Source organism: Candidatus Tisiphia endosymbiont of Xenochironomus xenolabis, from assembly GCF_964264705.1.
Taxonomy (GTDB): Bacteria; Pseudomonadota; Alphaproteobacteria; order Rickettsiales; family Rickettsiaceae; genus Tisiphia.
In genome coordinates this window covers 686,743-704,942 of record NZ_OZ183473.1, presented here as the reverse complement: position 1 = coordinate 704,942, position 18,200 = coordinate 686,743, and the positions used below count along the sequence as shown (strand labels likewise).

14 protein-coding genes and 1 pseudogene are annotated in these 18,200 nt (G+C 30.9%); 8 read left to right on the top strand and 7 right to left on the bottom strand.

Annotated elements, in window-relative coordinates; all coding sequences use genetic code 11:
- Positions 1–25 precede the first annotated feature (25 nt).
- Positions 26–1,813: pseudogene (locus tag ACFELY_RS03500) on the bottom strand (ABC transporter ATP-binding protein).
- Positions 1,814–1,958: 145 nt separating this feature from the next.
- Here ACFELY_RS03500 and ACFELY_RS03495 point away from each other — a divergent pair.
- From ACFELY_RS03495 to ACFELY_RS03470, 6 genes are all read left to right on the top strand, one after another.
- Positions 1,959–4,412, top strand: coding sequence for an AsmA family protein (locus tag ACFELY_RS03495; protein WP_375333648.1), 2,454 nt, complete (start codon positions 1,959–1,961; stop codon positions 4,410–4,412).
- A gap of 403 nt (positions 4,413–4,815) precedes the next feature.
- The gene (locus ACFELY_RS03490; protein ID WP_375330065.1) at positions 4,816–5,148 is read left to right on the top strand and encodes a hypothetical protein; all 333 of its coding nucleotides are present in this window, start codon (positions 4,816–4,818) and stop codon (positions 5,146–5,148) included.
- 127 nt (positions 5,149–5,275) lie between these two features.
- Positions 5,276–5,824, top strand: a complete 549-nt coding sequence (gene pgsA / locus ACFELY_RS03485; RefSeq protein WP_341750472.1) for a CDP-diacylglycerol--glycerol-3-phosphate 3-phosphatidyltransferase — start codon at positions 5,276–5,278, stop codon at positions 5,822–5,824.
- 283 nt (positions 5,825–6,107) lie between these two features.
- Positions 6,108–7,514, top strand: a complete 1,407-nt coding sequence (locus tag ACFELY_RS03480) for a hypothetical protein (RefSeq protein WP_375333647.1) — start codon at positions 6,108–6,110, stop codon at positions 7,512–7,514.
- Complete coding sequence (locus tag ACFELY_RS03475) at positions 7,511–9,775, top strand: tetratricopeptide repeat protein (RefSeq protein WP_375333646.1); 2,265 nt, start codon at positions 7,511–7,513, stop codon at positions 9,773–9,775. The genes ACFELY_RS03480 and ACFELY_RS03475 overlap by 4 nt, the downstream gene beginning before the upstream one ends.
- Before the next feature lie 108 nt (positions 9,776–9,883).
- On the top strand, positions 9,884–10,510 hold the full coding sequence (locus tag ACFELY_RS03470) for a bifunctional (p)ppGpp synthetase/guanosine-3',5'-bis(diphosphate) 3'-pyrophosphohydrolase (protein ID WP_341759531.1): 627 nt from the start codon (positions 9,884–9,886) through the stop codon (positions 10,508–10,510).
- Between the two features lie 348 nt (positions 10,511–10,858).
- Here ACFELY_RS03470 and ACFELY_RS03465 read toward each other — a convergent pair whose 3' ends face one another.
- From ACFELY_RS03465 to dcd, 5 genes are all read right to left on the bottom strand, one after another.
- Positions 10,859–12,385: an HlyD family type I secretion periplasmic adaptor subunit gene (locus ACFELY_RS03465; protein ID WP_375333645.1), complete on the bottom strand. Its 1,527-nt coding sequence runs from the start codon at positions 12,383–12,385 to the stop codon at positions 10,859–10,861.
- 11 nt (positions 12,386–12,396) lie between these two features.
- Complete coding sequence (locus tag ACFELY_RS03460; RefSeq protein WP_375333644.1) at positions 12,397–14,154, bottom strand: type I secretion system permease/ATPase; 1,758 nt, start codon at positions 14,152–14,154, stop codon at positions 12,397–12,399.
- 310 nt (positions 14,155–14,464) lie between these two features.
- Positions 14,465–14,728 (bottom strand): membrane protein insertion efficiency factor YidD, encoded by a 264-nt coding sequence (gene yidD, locus ACFELY_RS03455; protein ID WP_341759535.1) that lies wholly within the window; start codon positions 14,726–14,728, stop codon positions 14,465–14,467.
- A gap of 459 nt (positions 14,729–15,187) precedes the next feature.
- Positions 15,188–15,637: a protein-export chaperone SecB gene (secB, locus tag ACFELY_RS03450; RefSeq protein WP_375333643.1), complete on the bottom strand. Its 450-nt coding sequence runs from the start codon at positions 15,635–15,637 to the stop codon at positions 15,188–15,190.
- A 28-nt stretch (positions 15,638–15,665) separates the two neighbouring features.
- Entirely contained in the window at positions 15,666–16,232 is a 567-nt protein-coding gene (dcd, locus tag ACFELY_RS03445) for a dCTP deaminase (RefSeq protein WP_375333642.1), read from the bottom strand.
- A gap of 234 nt (positions 16,233–16,466) precedes the next feature.
- On the opposite strand from dcd, the gene ACFELY_RS03440 reads away from it, so the two are divergent.
- A complete protein-coding gene (locus ACFELY_RS03440) occupies positions 16,467–16,934 on the top strand; it encodes a helix-turn-helix domain-containing protein (RefSeq protein ID WP_375333641.1) in 468 nt (155 codons plus the stop codon).
- Positions 16,935–17,024: 90 nt separating this feature from the next.
- Here ACFELY_RS03440 and ACFELY_RS03435 read toward each other — a convergent pair whose 3' ends face one another.
- The gene (locus tag ACFELY_RS03435; protein WP_375333640.1) at positions 17,025–17,156 is read right to left on the bottom strand and encodes a tetratricopeptide repeat protein; all 132 of its coding nucleotides are present in this window, start codon (positions 17,154–17,156) and stop codon (positions 17,025–17,027) included.
- 297 nt (positions 17,157–17,453) lie between these two features.
- Between ACFELY_RS03435 and ACFELY_RS03430 the strand changes: the two genes are divergently transcribed.
- Positions 17,454–18,053, top strand: coding sequence for a bifunctional (p)ppGpp synthetase/guanosine-3',5'-bis(diphosphate) 3'-pyrophosphohydrolase (locus ACFELY_RS03430; protein WP_375330072.1), 600 nt, complete (start codon positions 17,454–17,456; stop codon positions 18,051–18,053).
- Positions 18,054–18,200: the final 147 nt, after the last annotated feature.

The window sequence follows — 18,200 nt, the reverse complement described above, 5'->3', positions numbered from 1 at the left end:
GAGCGACGACATCACCAACTTCTCATCAATTGACTATATCCTCGCTGTCCGGCAAAAATCCTCTATATTGTGCATCCCAGAGAGTTTTATATAACTCTCCTCTAGCGATTAACATAGCATGAGTACCGTCTTCCACAATTTTACCACGCTTGAATACTAAAATACGATCCATGTGTAAAAGTGTTGATAAACGGTGGGCAACAACTATAGTTGTAGCATTAGTGGTTTCCAAAACTTCATCTATAGATTTTTGAATTAAAGCCTCGGTTGGTGAGTCAAGTGCCGATGTTGCTTCATCTAAAATAAGGATGGGAGCATTTTTTAAAATAGCTCTAGCGATTGCAATTCGTTGCCGTTGCCCGCCGCTTACTTTTACCCCTCGTTCACCAACTATTGAATGATAACCATTGGGCATCTGCAGAATATCATCATGTATTCTAGCTTTTTTACAGGCTTCCTAAATCTCTTGTAAAGTAGCATCATATTTAGCCAGCTGCAAATTTTCTAGGATAGAACGATGAAACATCGTAATATCCTGTGGGATTACTGAAATATTGCTTCTTAGTGACTCTTCCGTTACCTGCGAAATATCATATCCATCAACTAAAATAGTTCCGCTTTGCAAATTGAAATATCTTAGCAAACATTTGATTAAGGTAGTTTTGCCAGCCCCTGATGTCCCAACTATACCAATCCTTTCTCCAGCTTTGATATGTAATGTAAGATTGTCAAATATATTATCTCCACCACTACCATAGTTGAAGGTTACATCTTGATATTTAATATCACCTTTAACAGAAGGAAGCAACTTAGCATTTTCTGTATCGGTGACATTTGAGATAGTATTAATAAAGTTGTATGAAGATTTGATAGCAGCGATTTTAGGATTAATGGAAAATATTATATTATCTAATAATTGATCAATCGCCCATTCAATTCTAAAAGTAATCACCATACTAATGGCAAAATCACCAGCAGTGATTTGTCCAGTTTTATATAAATATGCTACCACAAATATTTGAGCCGCTGCCATTAGAGTAATTAATATGCTATCAGTCAGGTCTACATAATAAGCATCATATACCCGAGTTTTTCGATCCCAACTTTTCCATTGATCAATGGCAGGCAGGAGCTTTAGTTTCAGTTCTGTCCAAACATTGCCAATAATTTTAATACCAAAAATATTAGCAACAGAGTCATTGATAATACCTACCGCTTCTTGTCGTGCCTTAGCATATTCTTCTTGTAACTGTATTTGTTTCTGGAGTAAAACTGATAATATTGGTACATACACCACAATAAAAACAATTAACACTCCGGCTATCTTGTAATTCATTGTACACAAAAATATTATGCCACCTACAACAACTACAATATCTCTCAAAGCACGACAAAGAATAGTGATAACAGTTATAATGCCATCTTGAAAATCAGTGATTTTACTGGCAATTTCTCCCGATAAATGTGAATCAAACCAATGCAAAGAATGTTTCATAGTCTTGTTGTAGGCATATTCAACGATTTCTGCCAGCATCACTGGTTTGTATTTAATGTCAAAAAGCCTAAAGGTAAAATATACCCCGTGGTGCATCATTTTATATAATACAAATATTAAGAGAAGTAGGGTAACATTGTCATGTGGATTCTTGGCAATAGTATTAATAATTTCTCTAATTTGATAATTAACAAAAATATCAAGTAGTGCACCACAGATATATATAAGGACAATGCTAGATAGGTATAGTCGATATTTGTAAGCCAAGGAGTATAAATATGATTTTAATGGATAATTTTGCTGTTTGGTAGAGACCATAAAATATTTCTTTCTAATTATGCAAAAATGCACTTCATTATAACAGATTATAGCTTCCCCACTAAGCACTTTTTTAGGATTTTTTAATTATTCTATATCATTGACAGAAACCAGACATCACAATATATTTAATAAAATAATTATAATGAGCAGTATAGTGCAAAAATTCCTAAAATATTCGGTGGCGTTATTTATTTTAATAATTGTTATATTGCTGATAACCCCTTTATTTATTTCTTTGGAATCATATAAAAAACTAGCCTCTGATAAGGTCAAAGAAATAACTGGTCGAGAACTACAAATCAATGGAGATATCAGCATTTCTTTGCTGCCCATTCCAACTATTATCGTTAAAGACCTAACACTTGCCTCTCTAGATGGTGCTAACTACCCTTCTTTATTGGATGTTAAGGAAGTAAGTGCTTCTATTTCTATATTATCTCTAATTAAAGGAAAGATCGACATTTCAACGATTGAAATCAACCAACCAGTAATTAATTTAGAACGGATGAGTAATGGTTTAGCCTCTTGGGAATTTGCCAAAATACCAACCAATGTTAGTACAACCCCAACTGATAAAATGAACGATAGCAAAGCTCCATTTTCTTTATATATCAACTTAATTAAAATTGTTAATGCTAAGTTAAATTATGTTGATTTTACTGATAAGACTAAAGGTAATAACCCTTCTCCAACAACCATAGATATTGACAGATTAGAAATCAAAGATCTTCATGGACCATCTGATTTATCCTGTAAGTTTTATTCTTCTGGCAAGAATTATAATATCAAAGGTAATATACAAGACAAGCAGGGTGTCATATCTTTAACGGCAGATTTAAATGCTCTGCAAGAAAAGGTTAATTTTTCAGGTAACTTTGCTTACGATAATATGACTTTTGCTGGACAACTTAAACTGGAAGGAACTGCTAAAAACCTACAAAGTATTTTTCCTGATATGTCTATCCCTAACGATTTAGATCATAAACTAACTTTTAACGTTAATAGTGATAAGAAATTATTAAAAATTAGTGATATTGATTTTACCGTAGGTAAGTTATTAGCTAAAGGTAATGCTAACTTCCACTTTCAAGATAATAAGGTAGATTTAAAAATTAAATTATTAGATAAGACATTTTCTCTGGCAACAAGCTTTGCTTATTTAGATCAAAATTTATCTCTAAATAACCTTAATTTTACTGTAAATAAAGCTAATTTAACAGGTAATGTAGGGGTTAAGGATTGGGATAAAGAGCTAGTTGTTTCTTATAATGTAAAAATTAGTGAGATAGCAGCCATTGCCAGTTTATTTGGCATGACTCTACCGATTAATCTTGGAGATATTTGGCTAAAGGGAGAGACTGTTAAACAACAAAATAAACAACAGAATTCTCTTAAAACTAATATAAATAAATTTACCGTTCAGTTAAAAAAGAATCCTATAAATCTTAGTGGAGCAGTAACTATCAATTTAGCTTCTACTAAACCAAATATTTTATCAGATATAACAATAGCTTCCTTAAATTTAGATGACTTAAGTGATACACCATCTCCTAATATGGCTGCTAATTCTGTGCAAAATGTAAATCATTCTGTTGTAGATAATTCTGTACCCTGGTCTAAAGATGTTATAGATTTATCATTTTTAAACAAGTTTGATGGAAATTTAACGTTAACTATACAGAAAATTATTAAAGGGAATCTGAACTTTGATAACGTCAAAACTAATATGTTGCTTGCCGGTGGTGTGCTAGATATTAAATCTATAAATGGTAATTTATATGGGGGAACTTTATTTGCTACTGGACAAATTTCTTCGCAAGTTAACCAACCTGTTAGCTTTAAAGCTACTCTTAAAGATGCTAAGTTAAAAAATATAGTTTCGCAAAATATAGCTTCACAGGGAAGTAAAATTAAAGTTACACAAGGGACTGTTAATTTTGTAACAGATATCAAAACAAAAGGTCAAAGCCAATCTCAATATGTAGGTAACCTATTCGGTACAGCAACATTAACAGCATCTGACGGTATAATTAGTGGATTTGATTTACAAAAACTATTAGATAACCTTAGAAATATTAAAAACCTAGCAACTATTTTAAAAATGCTCGATGTTTTCTTGGCAAGTGGTGAAACAAATTTTCAAAAGCTTGCGGTGGATAGTGAAATAAAAGAAGGGGTAGTTAATATAATAAACGGTAAATTAGATGTTGCTTCGTCAGAAGTCACAATTACTGGAAATGTTAACCTACCTAAATATACCCTTGATATGGATAGTACTATTAATGTAAATATAAATTCAATACCACCATTGAAAGTTCACCTGTACGGCAATCTGAATAATCCACGGCATAAACTTGATGCTAAAGCATTAAAGGAATATCTTACGAAGAATTTAGTAAATAGCGTGGTTGATGGCGTTAAGAAAGGCACAAAGCCTGAAGATCTATTAAAAAATATTATTGGGGGAAGAAAAAATAAACAAGCTACAGGAGAAGAAACACAAAATAATCAACAAAGAGAGCCTTCTAATAATAAGGATCCTATCAATAAAGTAAAATCTACCATTGAAAAAGGGTTAAAAGGATTATTTAAATAATATAACTAAACACCTAGTATATAGCTAACCCTTTAAGTTCCGTCTATTAGTTATGAGTCAGTTTGTAATACACCGTCATTGCGAGGAGGTCATAAACCGACGAAGCAATCCAAAAGTGATTAGGAATGGATTGCTTCGACCATTACATGGTCTCGCAATGACGTTGGAAGCTAAAACCATCATTGCGAGGAGGCGTTAGCCGACGAAGCAATCCTTTCTGGTCACTTTTTGGATTGCCGTGTCACCGCAAAGCGGCTCCTTGCTAATAGACGAAGAAGCTATAATTTTTCCATATGCAATAATCTAAATATTTATAATAATTTTCTGAAATAATATCTTTTGCTATTAGTGGTGGTTAAATTTTATGCTATATATATCTTGTAACTAATAATAGATGACTTTTATGGCAAAAATTAAAATAACAGAAGAAGAGAGAAACAGCTACATATCAAATGAGTCATTTTTGGAACATGTTTACAAATCGAACTCAAAAGCTCAAGGTCTTAAAAACTTATACAAAATAATCCTTCAACAGGATTTTACATGCTTGCAGAATAATGATCTTAAAAACGAAAAAATTATTGAGATTGAGAAAACTTCTTATTTATCTTCTATTCTTAAAGAGCATGAGTGTAGTATTTCTACACCAAAGTTAGGTTTTGCTTTAGCAATGAGTTTAGCAGAAGAGGATATAAAAGCATTAGGTGTTTCTGATAATGATAATACCGATGTTTAAGTTCTGGCAAGCTAGATTAGTTTTTTTGAGTTATTTTATAAAAAATGGTTTCTATTTTCTTAGATTTAGATCATAATCCATCGCTGTTGTTTCTAGAAAAAGATCAAGAAGTAAAAATTTATAATAAATGACTATTGACAAAAATATACCAAATTATCTGACGATAGCTCGTATAGTGGTTATTCCAATTATTGTAATGACCTTTTATCTAGATAGTTCTAAACTTGCTCATAGAATTGCAGCAATATTATTCATTTTAGCTAGTATTACTGATTTTTTTGACGGTTATCTTGCTAGAAAGTTTGATTTAGTATCAGGATTTGGTAAAATGTTTGATCCTATAGCTGATAAATTATTAGTAGGCTGTGTAATTATAATGTTGGTAAAAAAAGGAGCTGCAGGAGAGATACCGTGCTTATTAATTTTGGCTCGTGAATTTCTGGTAGCTGGCTTACGTGAATTTTTAGCTTTGATTCAAGTAAGTATTCCTGTATCTAGGTTAGCTAAGATTAAAACATTTACCCAAATGTTTGCTTTGTCAGTGTTAATTCTTGGTTCTAAAGGTTCGGGTATAATTTATATGGATTTAATAGGACAAATAGCTTTATGGGTTGCTGCACTTTTGACTATCATCACAGGATATTCATATTTGAAAGCTTGTAGTAAATATTTTTAAGATAACCTAGGAGGTTGTGAACAAATTAGCTCCTAAAATAAAATGTTACTATTCGTATAATTTTTTCTTTTGAAAATAATTATTTATTGTAACAGGAAAAAATTAAAGTTATTGACATAATAGTAACTTAGCGTAGCATAAAAAGTATGATATATAACTAAATAAATAGGTGTATTTAAGCTGTGGCACGTGGTTATTAAGCAGCTAATTAACCTAGATATTTTAGACATTACACAGAGCCTAGGGGATTTTGTGTGGATTTCAACTATTAGTTTATTGATTTATGAAACGACAGAATTTACCACATCTAGATAAGTTAAAACAAAATTTATCCAAGATATTTACCTTAATTTTTGTATTTTATATCACAATTATAATTTCATTATATAAATGTTATAATAATAAAGTTAAGATGGAAAAAGCACAGGTTCTGCAAACCCAATATAATAAAATAGTAGAAGTGAGTATGCATAAACTTACTTCTTTATCGCATCGTTTATCTAGTAGTATTGAGGAAAGTAATATTTCAATCAACAGTAATAGCAGTGAAATTGAGATATGTAATGAAGCATTAGTATGTACAAATTGTAGTCTTTTTCATTTTGGAGAATTATTAAACCGGAATATTCCGGAATTCATTCATTATAAGATAGAACTCAATAAAACATTTCTTTATTCAAACCTCAAAGTTCAAAATTATCAAATAGAGACAACATACCATATTAACGACTCTCACCAACTTAATATTAGTTTAGCGATTAATAGTGTATATTGGCATAAAGTAGTAACAGATATTAAAAAACCTTTCTGGCTATTAACTGCATTTATTACAGCTAATATGGTATTACTATATGTTCTCTTAAAAATATCATTTAGCAACTTCAACAAATCCTATGCATTACATTATCAAGATAAACATTTTGCAGAATTAGAACAACTCAAACTTAATCATCAGCAGGAATTAAAAGATTGTGAAACCTTTCTAATGAAAAAGATTTGGAATAATGATTTTAATAAACAAAAAGATTTGGAAATTAATTGTTTATTTGCTCAAGAAGCTAATCAAATATCGTTGCTTGATAATAATTCCGATAATCAAGAAGATATGCTCAAGGATTATAGGTTAAGAAACTTTGGTGATAAAGTACCTTGCTCTATAACATTGTACCAAGAAAATAAAATAGAAGAAATTGATACCACTAAATTAGCTGATTTATTTATTGATAGATTTAATCAGGAAGATGAGAATATATCGTTTAAAATTTCCAGTAAAGCAAAAATATTATATTTTTCTTCTAATGCAGCATTGTACCAAATCATTTATAGTGTTGTTAGCTATCTATTCTTTTTGTTAAAAAACCAACCTTTTATTACCAAGCATAATATTAAATTAACTATTGATAGTATAAAGCAAAAGGTGGTACTACATTTTGAATATGATGGTTATCCTATAATGACAGCACAAGAGCTGCTAAAAACGTCAAATAATTTTTTCAAAACCCATGCTAACCCTTTTCTACTTAATCTAAGTCAAGTATTTAATCTATTACAAACGAATGGTTATAACTATCAAGTAAGTCATAATCAAAGTAATGTTATAGAGATTTACTCAAATGATTTGAAGAATTGGAACAACCAACAAGAAGAAAACGTCATTTTATTAAACTCTTTAATTAAGAGAAAAAAATGAATAAGAATTTTTTGTTACTTATAATGTTAATTATGGTCAATGATTCATTTGCCCAAGAACAAATATCTAATTTGATTATACCAGTTAGTTATTTTGTAAGTCATGAGAAGCAGCGTAATGCACTTAAGGATAGCTTAAGTAAACATAAACAGGTAAGTATAGTAGGCACTAGCGGTATTGGCAAAACGCAATTTGTTAGAATGCATGCCTATGATAATAAGGCTGATTATGATATTATTTGGTTTTTTGATTGTAATGTTGATCTTAATGAGCAATTTGTCAAATTAGCTAAACAGCTTAATAGTATTAGAAATGCTAACATATCTGAAAATGCTACTTTAGCAAAGAAGGAAGTAATATCGTATTTAACTCACAAGGATAAGTGGTTATTAATATTTGATAATCTAAAAATTAATGAAAATAACAAAGTTCAAGAGTTTATTGATTGGGAGAGTAATGGAAATATAATATTTTGTTCGCAAGATAGTGAGAAATTACCTAACACTATAGAAATGGCTTTATTTGACAAAGATACTACCACTATTTTAGCTAATAATTTATTAAATAATAAAGACGAAAATGATATTGAATTTTTAATAAAAGCATTTAATGGTTACCCTATACTTATAGTTCAAGGCATTCAATTATTGAATAAGATCAAAGGTTTAGATAGAGAAGAATATAAGAATAAAATTTATCATTCAGCTGATAAAATAACAACAAACATTAATATGGCTATACAGGGATTAAAGCCTAGTGCAGTAAAGTTACTTAATAAAATAGCTTTACTAAATAATCAGAGTTTCTCAAAGCAACTACTTAGTGTCATTACTGATAGTAAAGATACTCTAGATGACGATATATATAAATTATCTAAGTTCCTACTGATTAGCAGCATTGATCCTAACCAAGGTAATCCTATTTTTGAGATGCATGATATTATTGCTAATAAGATCATGGAGCTAAATGGAGCTAAAAACAATAAAATGTATTTAGAAGATATTATTTTAAAACTACCTAAATCTAAGAATTCAGCGTTGTCGATACATGTATGGAGAGCATCAAAGACTATAAGTGAAAATCTGGAGATTCTTTTCAAAAATTCGGAAAAATATAATATTGGCATATATGCAATGCTTAATTTAAGAGCTAATTTACTCTCTTTATGCATAAATGATAGTAATATATGTAAAGCAAAAGAAATGATAGATTGGTTCGAACAAAAATATAAGGAAGGTAACTTTAAACTTTGGAAAATGTCCGAACATCAAAAATATCATTATGCTCGATATTTGGGAATAATAGGAGCGTATAATAGAGTGTCCTTAACAAATTTTGAAGTAGCTATTTCTTATGTTACTCAAGCATTAAAGATTTTAGATGATCTTAATGATTGTGATGCCTTAAAATTTAATTTACACTTACACCTATCTAAATCTCAAGTATCTTTAGGCAATATAAAAATTACTGAAGAACTCCTTGAAAAAATGCAAAAATTATTAAAACAAGGACTCCAAGAATCTGATGTATTTGTAATATATTCTTTAAAGGCAAGCTTATCTTTTATCCAAGGTAGATATGATGAGGCTTTAGTTTATATCGATAAAAATATTGAGGTACTTACAAAAAACGGATTACCCCCTAATAATAGATATTATACTTCAGCTTATCTACTTAGGGCGGCAATACTAAACTATCTTGGCAGATATCAAGAATCCTATGCTCAAGCTAAACAATTATGTAACATGCATCATTTACAGGATGAAATGATTGCTTATGCTTCCAAGCAAATGGCAAGGATTTACACACAATTGGCAAGAAGTGAATTGGGACTTGGTAAGATGGATGAATGTCTAGATCACATTAATAAAGCTATAGACCTATATTTAGCAAAGAGTAGAGATGTTAATGATACAAATTATTATGAAAATCCGGATCTAGCGGCTAGTTATGTAGTACAAGGTGAGATTTTATTTGCTCAAGATAATATTAAAGAAGCAATAGCATCTTATAAAAAAGCTTATACTATATATCATTATTTATATAAAGATAATCGTCAAAATATTGCACAAGTTAGTTACTTATATAGTCAAGCAGCTATAGCCGCCTGTAAATCAAAAGATTTATATAATTATAAATTCTTTGGTAAATCTCAAGTTAAAGAATTCGGCATACATCACCCTAATACTACTACCATGTTTGAATATTGTGAACAATATGACATGGATTTATGGAAAAAACAAGTTAAGGTTTATAACTAATTCGATAACAAATTGTATTATTAAAAGATATTATTTATAACTTAATAATTTAGTCATTGACAGGAAGTGGTAATTTTTATTAATATCTCTAAAATATTATAGAGTAATATGAGTTTTATGTTATATAATTTCCACAAGATTGTCAGTGCTATTGGTACTAGTTTGCATGAGAATTCTATAGTAGAGAACATATCATACAGGCTAAAAGACCCTACTTCTGTCTTAAAAAAGCTGTTAAGAAAGAATATTGATTTTCATCAATTAAATGACCTAGTGGCTCTTAGAATTATAGTTGATAAGCAAGAAGATTGTTACAAAGTATTGGATATTATTCATGATCTATATCCTAACAATCTTGAGAAATATAAAGACTATATTATTAATCCCAAACATAATGGTTATAGTTCTCTGCATACCGTGGCTGCCGTTGGTACACCTGGTCGTAATGTGGAAATACAGATACGAACCAATCAGATGCATGATATAGCAGAATTTGGTACCGCTAGTCATGGTGAATATAAAAAATCACAAGAAGCGAGAATAGAAGAATTATTTTCTACAACATTATCTAATATAGATGCTATTTATAGAGGACTAAATAATGCATACAAGCTTTTTGAACAGTTTAATTGGACTATGCTGGAGTTAGTTGCTTATGAACAAGAAATCCAAGATGTTTGGAATAATTGTCAGGGTGACTTGCAAGCAATACGTGAACAATTATTAGAAGAGTAGGGGTGTATCTAACCCGACTAACATTATGCCAAATTCACAAACGTCATTGTGAGGAGTGTGGAAACCGTACGACGAAGCAATCTAATGAATAGTGGATTGCCACGACCATTAAGCTCTGTGAACAAAATTTTAATTGTCTAGATTTTGACTCTTTTTAGCTGCAAATTATAAGATTTTCACTTAAAAACACTCAAAATCTAGACAATTAAAATTTTGTTCACCTATGATTGCTAATTTTCTAAAGAAATGGTTATTGGCAATATTCATGCGTAATTGATAATATTACAATCTCCTGTAATTTAAATTAGTTAGAATTATGATAAAACTACTATGAAATAGTTAGGGTTATCATTTCTCTTTAAATGCTCTGAACATAGTATCAGTAATAGGATCAAGTAAATATCTTAGGAGAGTCCTTGTACCAGTGACAATTTGGACTTCCGCCTGCATGCCGGGATGTAGTTCTAATTTTCTAGCTTTTGCGATCTTATTAAACTCATTCAGATCAATCTCAATTCTAGCAGTGTAAAAAGTCTCTGGACTTTGTTGCATTTGGTTTCTATCTTGTACAGTATCAGGAGATATTCCAATTACTTTACCAGTAAATAACGGCGTTGTTCTAGATTTAAAAGCACTAAAGCGAATCTTTGCTACCAGACCTTCATGTACGGAATCTATGTTCTTCTGTGGAACCTTTGCTTCTATTACCAAAATATCATTAGTTGGAGAAATCTCTAGAATTGGATTACCTGGTGAAACTACTCCACCTATTGTGTGATAGTTCAATACATTTATAATACCATCCACTGGTGATTTAATAACTGTACGACTCAAGGAGTCTTTGAGAGCATTAAATTGCTCTTTTAGATGAGCTACTTGTACTTGAGCCTCTTTTAGTTCAGTTAAGGTTCTTTCTGTATATTTGTTCTGTAAGTTAATAATACTAATCTCACTTTCTATGATCGCATGTTTAGTACCAGCAATTTCAGTTTCTGTCATAGCTATTTCACTTTTGAAATTAGCTTCCTTAGACTCAAGCTCTAATAGAGCGGCTTTTTGGGCAAAACCTTTTTCATGCAAAGTGTGCATTGCTTTTAAACGATCCTTAGCAACTTCTAGACTCTTGACATAAGCAACCTTCTTAGCTTGCAGCCCTTCTACCTTTTTATTCAATTGCTCGATCCTTTGATGTAAGGCATTTTTTTCGCTTTTATATACTTCTTTTTTAGAGCTAAACAAATTTTCTTGAGTATGTACAATCCTTACTACTTCAGGTAGATTCATCGCTTCTATTAATAATTCTGGAAACTTAATCTGATCTTGATTATCTCTTTCAGCAATTAATCGACTTTCTGTCGCCAAAGCGTGTCTATATTGACTTAAAGTACTTTCATACTGGGACTTAATTTTTGTATCTTCCAACTCTACTAATTTGTCACCTGCTTTAACTTTGTCACCTTGTTTAACAAAAATATTGGAAATAATACCTCCTTCTTGGTGTTGAATTATCTTCTTGTTACTATTTGCTACAACAACACCCACTGCCACAGCAGCACTATCAAGAGGAGCAAGACTTCCCCACAAACCTCCAACTAATACAAAGAAGATTATTATATATACCCCAAAAAGAATAGGAGCTCTAGCAGTTTGTACTACATCATTGCGATCAACATCATTATTTTTTGTAACAAAATTGACGAAACGATCAAGGTAATATAACGTATTTTGAATTGCCTTAGAAAGACCTACTACCATCTTTTGTGATAGAACACCTCCCTTTGATTTATTCGCGTGTATCAAGTCATTTTGTAGCGACAACAGCTGTTTAAGTTGCTCCGCTGTAAATGCTGGCTTATTAGTTGGCTTTTCTTCCATATATTTAAATTTTATTCGTTAATATGAATTACACCGCTTTGTAACAGTTTAACCCGATTTTGCATTTCTTCTTGAGTACCATAAAGAGCTACAGCTCCATCTTGTAATACCAATATCTTATCTACCACTGATAATACAGAAGGTCTATGAGAGATAACAACTACAGCAATACCCTTAGATTTTGCTTGCTTTAAAGAATTTGATAAGGCTATTTCGCCAGCTTCATCAAGATTAGCATTAGGTTCATCTAAAATAATTAATTTAGGATTACCATAAAATGCTCTAGCAAGACCAACACGTTGTTTTTGTCCACCAGAGAGATTAGAGCCAGCTGATCCAATATCCGAATCGTAACCATCCGGTAATCTTAAGATCATCTCATGAGCCCCGGCAATTTTAGCTGCCTCAATTACTTTTTCTGGATCAGCATTTTCAGCCATCCTAGCTATATTCTGTTTTATGCTACCACTAAATAATTCTATCCCTTGTGGCAAATATCCTACATGCTTACCAAAGTCTTCTCTATTCCAGCGATAAATTTCCCCACTATCAAGTCTAACAGTTCCTGATGAGGCTTTCCATACCCCAACTAGCACCTTAGCTAAAGTTGACTTACCTGCAGCAGAAGGTCCTATAACTGCTAATACTTCACCAGGCTGAACGGCAAAGGACACTCCCTTCAAAATATATCTTGGTACTGGTGGTTGTGGCATATGTGGAGGCACTGGAAACGAATAATAAATATTTTCTACAGTTAAATGTCCTTCAACATTTGGGATGGGCATTGCTTCTTCTCTTGATTTATACGAAGCAAATAACTGATTGATATTTTTATAAGATTTTAGAGCTCCACTCATACTTTTCCATAGCTCAATAGCATTATCGAAAGGTGCTAAAGCTCTGCCAACTATGATGGAGCTCATAATCATACCCCCAGTAGTCATATCTCTTCCTGAAGTACTAACAACAACATAAGCTCCAATACCAGTTACAAGCATTTGCATAATATTACGAATAAATCTAGAAAAATTAGAGATAGCACCATTACGATAACTAGCAATGGATTGCTTCTCCAAAGCAGCAATATTAAATTGGTGCCAATTTGCCGTGACATTTTTCATCATCCCCATAGCTTCTACAACTTCTGAATTCCTATTAGCAATATCAGCTTGGGTCATACCCTTTATCGAGAATTCAGTAGCCTCGCCAAGAGTTCTATTAGTTGCTGCAGCATTAAAGAAAGCCGTAGATACGATAATAATAGCACCAACTAATGTTAAAATCCCAATATATGGGTGAATTAAGAAAATTACTACTATATAGACAACACTCCAAGGGGCATCAAATAAAGTATTAATACCAGCACTAGTTACAAAAGTTTTTATTGTTTGAAAATCACGAAGTAATTGGCTAGCACCAGTATTAGTACGGGTTGCAGCAGCTGAAATAGAGTGACCAAAAATTACAGGGGCAACTGTTTTATCCAACCACTCACCAACTTTAATTAAGGTGAATGATCTAGCAATTTGTAATAATCCGTAAATAAAATAGATTGTGCCAATAATAATAGATAACCACATTAATGTCCATGTGTTACCGCTTCCTATAACTCGATCGAGAACTTGCAAGGAATAAAGAGGAGTTATCAACATTAATAAGTTAATAACGAACGCGAAGCTAAAAACTACCCAAAAAGCAATCTTGCACTTCTCAAGAGCTCTGTTTAGAGGGTTTGCTACTTGAGTTACTAATGCACTATTATTTTTCATATTACCATTATTATATCAATATTATTTTACCATATAGTTAGTAAAAATTATATTATTTGCAATATTTCCCAAGTCCAGAATTATACATGTTAATGAATAATATATCAACTTCTTTATTAGACTTAGAATCCAACAATAATATAAATGACTATTCCTATCTAAGAAAGTTTTGACTTTAAAACAATAAAAACAGCCGCATACTTTTACTTAAGTACGACAATGTTAAGTTGTTAATATACCAATTTTTTCATGGATTTCAACTATCTCGGTACATAAATTAAAAAATTACCTAGAAAAATATCCTGAAAGTCTATAACCTATTATGGTTTTTACCTTTATGTGAAGATAAAACATCTATAGGTACAGGGTCACATCCACCTTGACAAAAAGGATTGCACCTGATTATTCTCTTAATAAATAACCAGAGTCCTTTTATATTACCATGCATCATTATTGCTGATTTAGCATATTCTGAACATGACGGATAAAAACGGCAATTAATACCAAGTAAGGGAGAGATAAAAAATTGATAAAACCAGATAAATATAAGCAATAAATTAAAGCGATGTTTCATTTTGATCACGGTTACTTAAAAAATACGTTATCACACGAATTTGGTATTCTACTTAATATATCTTAAATATATCATATCTTCTTCTATATTCATAGATCTTTGTTAACAGTGTCTAGAGAATTTTATCTGAATTTTAACTAAAATTAACTATTTTTTTTATGAGTTCAGGGTGGCAATAGAGGACCAATTGTAGGGACTATGATTACACTTAAAGGACAATGTCATTGTGTAGCTATAGTACATATGTGCCAGTTTAAGGAAAAAAGATGTTTTCTAATAGTCTATTAGCGAGGAGCCATTTTAGTGGAGACGAAGCAATTCAAATTGTTTTAAGATTTTTCTTGGATTGCAGTGTCACCGCACAGAGGCTCCTAGCTAGTAGACGCTTGGCGAGCATATTTTTTATCCATTATAATAAAATAGCAAAAAAACCGCGAATGCTCATGCCTAGGGTTATAGTTAATTTTCACTTTCTCGCATTTTCTTGTGATATAAAGCACCAAAATCAATTGGATCAATCATCAATGGCTGGAACCCTCCATCCTGAGTGGCATCAGAAATAATCTTTCTTGCAAATGGGAAGATCATTGCTGGACAATGAATCGCTAATATCATCTGGTGTTGATCTTCTGCTATATTAATTAAGTTAAAAACCCCAGCATATTTCAAGTCTACTATAAATAGCTTATGCTTTTCGCTCATTGCTTTAGCTTCTATACTTAATTCTACCTCATAAAAATTTTCTTCAGGTAAATTAGAAATATTAAGGTCTAAGAATAAATCAATTTGTGGATTACGTTCCAAAGATACTAAAGATTCTGGAGCATCTGGACTTTCAAAAGAAAAATCCTTTATATATTGAGCATTAATAGCGATATGTGGCATATCTTGTGGATTAGAGTCTTTCATAACAAATAGTCCTTTTATATTAAGATTTTTAAGTTCTTGGCAAGGTAACACCTTGCTGTTTCATATATTTTCCATGACGATCAGCATAAGATGTATTACAAATTTGATCGCCTTTTAAAAATAAAAATTGACACGCTCCCTCATTAGCATAAATTTTCGCCGGCAATGGAGTAGTATTAGAAAACTCTAATGTTACATGTCCTTCCCATTCAGGTTCTAATGGTGTTACGTTAACAATTATACCGCATCTTGCATAGGTTGATTTACCAACACAAATAACTAATACATCTCTTGGAATCTTAAAATATTCAATTGTTCTTGCTAAGGCAAAACTGTTTGGTGGAATAATACAAACATCAACCTCTCTATCTACCAAGCTGCATTCAGTGAAATTCTTGGGATCAACTATTGCCGAATTGATATTAGTAAATATTTTGAATTCCTTTGAGACTCTTGCATCATAACCATACGAAGATAAACCATAAGAAATAATTCTCTCTGAGTTATTTAATTTAATCTGCGTATCGGTAAAAGGTGCAATCATATTACGTTCTACAGACATTTTTCTTATCCAATTATCAGACATAATGGTCATATATAATTACACATAATTATGGTTAAATTCCCGAGCTAATATAGATAATATAGTAAAAAGTTAAAAGCACTAAGTGTTTTTAGAATATTTTTATTAAATTAAATGATTTTTGTTCACAGAGCCTAAGTTTCTGCAAATAATAAATTTATTAATATCGATGAAAAATTACTTGATTAAGCTATAGCTTTGTATTATTAGTTGAAATAGATAGATAAGTATTAAATTATTATCATAATGGATGAATCTAATAAACCAAAAGAAAAAATAAACTTAATTATAGGTATGCGTTTAAAAAAACGTCGTATAATGTTGGGTATAAGCCAACAAGAATTGAGTGAAGCTATTAATCTTAGTGTAAAGCAGATACAAAGATATGAAGATGCTACTACCCCGATAGCTGGTAGTATATTGTATTTTTTTGCAAAATTATTAAATGTATCTATCAAGTATTTTCTTGATACAGATGAAGATACTGATACATCAGATGATTACCTATTTGATACACAAGATGATAATAGGTTTTTGAATGATATTATTGCAGAGGATAAGGTAGAATATTTAGTACCTTTAAAATACAATACAGGAAAAGAATTATCCTATCTTATTAAAGTATTTACCAGAATTCAAAATCAGCAGATTAGACAAAAAATAGTTGAACTTATTAGGTCAATAGCAGAATCTCAAGACACGGATACGGGATAAGAATAAATATAACTTAAATTAAATAGTCAACTAATTTTATTTTAATAAAAACAATAATTTACTTCCAATAGAAGCCTTTTATAACCAAAATTAATTGGCAACTCGCGTTACTTTAGAATCATCTTTACATAGTTGTATTGCTTTGTCATAATTTTTAACTGCTTCTTGGTAATTTCCCGTCTCAAAATAGACTGAATCATTTCTAGTAACGACACTTAACATATAGGTAAATATTAGTTATAATGATAGATATAATAAATTTTGTAATAACAATCAATATGGTGGCACCATACAGTTACGATTTACGTTTTAGAGTTATAAGCATTGTAGCCGTACCAGTAAATTCATCGTCTACTTACATCATAAGTTTTAAGTAAAAAACCAATTTCATATTGACGATCTTTTAATAATAATTGATAAACCAATTATTATATGATAACATTAGTATGTTATAATTAAAGGGTTTCCTTTCTAATATTTTTAAACAAATTCACTACATGGCTTTCTAGAGTATCAATTATGCAAGATACAAATGCTAACGATTTACGTAATATCATGGGTGCTATTAGTACTAAACTGTATGAAAATGACATAGTAGCTGAAGTATATTACAGATTAAAAGACCCTTATTCTATTTTAAAGAAGGTATTACGAAAGACTATTGCTTTGAAAGAATTAACTGACCTAGTTGCTTTTAGGGTTATAGTTGACAAACAAGAAGATTGTTATAAAGTATTAGATATTATTTATAGTATCTATTCTGTTAATATAGAAAAGTCTAAAAATTATATTGATAATCCTAAGAATAATGGTTACCGTTCTTTGCATGTCATAGCTGTAGTTGATATCTGTAAACGTAACATAGAAATACAAATACGAACCAGAGAGATGCATAATATAGCAGAATTTGGTACAGCAAACCATGATGAATATAAAAGAACGCAGGAAACAAAGTTAATAAGGAAGTTATTCTCTAATGTAAGAATTGCCGATATTAATACTGAGATAAATAATGCATATGATATTTTTGTCCGGTTTAATTGGACTATACCGGAGCTTATTGCTTATGAGCAAGCAATTGAAAATCTTTGTCATAATTTCCAAAATAATTTGGCATGATATATGCTCAAATAATTTAAAGAATTGGGACATAAAACTTAAGTAACGTAATGGATATACCCAACTTACAGAAAGAGAAGCATATACTAATCTTCTAGAAATAGGAATAAACCCAAGATGAAGATTACTACAATTGGTATAGATATT